Genomic DNA, 1,167 nt, shown 5'->3' with positions numbered 1-1,167 from the left:
CCATGACTCGAAATTAACAAGGTAAAGCCTGATGGTTTGGTAAAGCTCTTTGTTCAGATATGGAGCATGGTAGCCCTTAATCAGCTCATCGTAGGAGAGTAGGCCATCAGAGTCTTCATCAAGGGCGTCCGCCAGCTCTGGAAAGTAGCGATATGCTGACGAGTAGCCGGGTGAAAGTTCCCCACTAAAAACCTGGAGAGAAAAAAAGAGCAGACAGGCCATTAATAAAGTGCGTAATCGATCTATCAAATTGACCCCTGTAAAAATCAGCTTGCTATTGTGTAATGCTTTCTGGTCTGATCAAGATTTTCGGCAAGGCTAATTAACCATTAGATAACAGCAGGTCCAAAGAATAGTTCATATCCAACTGGCCCGCTTGGTTATTGTTTATTTGGGCATTGGTACGGTTCGCACTGGCTAATCTGCATGAAATTAAACGTATTAATGAACTGTTCCAGGGTCATTTCAATGATGCCGGTACTGGCAGCACTTCTCTCAGAAATAGGCATGAATCCCAGAATATTGGAAGGGATTATCCCATTGGCTACGCTGTCCATCATATCCGGCACAGTTTGATTAAGGAAGTTGTTCAATCGAGGCTTCGTCAGTCCGTAAGATAATCCGCTTTCAGGAAGGCCGGGATAGTTGAGTATGACTTCAAATATTTCGCTATCTTTTGAGGAAAGAGGCTGAATGTGTCGATTAATGGTATAGATATTTGTAACCGCATCAGACTCGCCATGAGGGTCACGGATATAAACAATATCTTTTTCTTTGTCATAGCCAATCAGGCTATAGGCATGCAGGGTTTTGATTCCTGCAAACGGCCTTAACTCCAAGTGAATTGAAACTGATGGGTTAATAGAAACAGTCGCTGCTTTTTCATTATCAACAAAAGAGTTGAGTTGCTCCCTCAATCGTTCCTGAGTTTGAAGTTGCGGGTTGATGTAATAGGAGTCTGAACTCATTAGTACAGCTAAAGCATGCTGCTCATATAACCCGCTCAGTTCTGAGTATTGACCGTATTTGCGTTGTGCCCACTCATCTTGTCGACGACTATTAATGAACCTTTTCGAAAGATGTGCGTAAGCGGCTTCCAATACAGCCAGCCAGATACCGCCATCGCGTGTTTTGGCAAAGTCTGAGTGATGCATTACTTCCCTGAAT

General features: G+C 43.3%; 2 protein-coding genes. Both read right to left on the bottom strand.

Annotated features, from left to right (window positions below):
• Positions 1–249, bottom strand: a 249-nt coding sequence (locus KDK16_RS10360; RefSeq protein ID WP_257276002.1) for a hypothetical protein, incomplete at its 3' end; no start/stop codon positions are given.
• Positions 250–380: 131 nt separating this feature from the next.
• Positions 381–1,167: hypothetical protein (locus tag KDK16_RS10355; protein WP_257276000.1), on the bottom strand; the 787-nt coding region annotated here is incomplete at its 5' end.

It is taken from the genome of Endozoicomonas sp. SESOKO4 (genome assembly GCF_024606275.1).
This window is presented reverse-complemented; position numbering and strand designations above follow the sequence as displayed.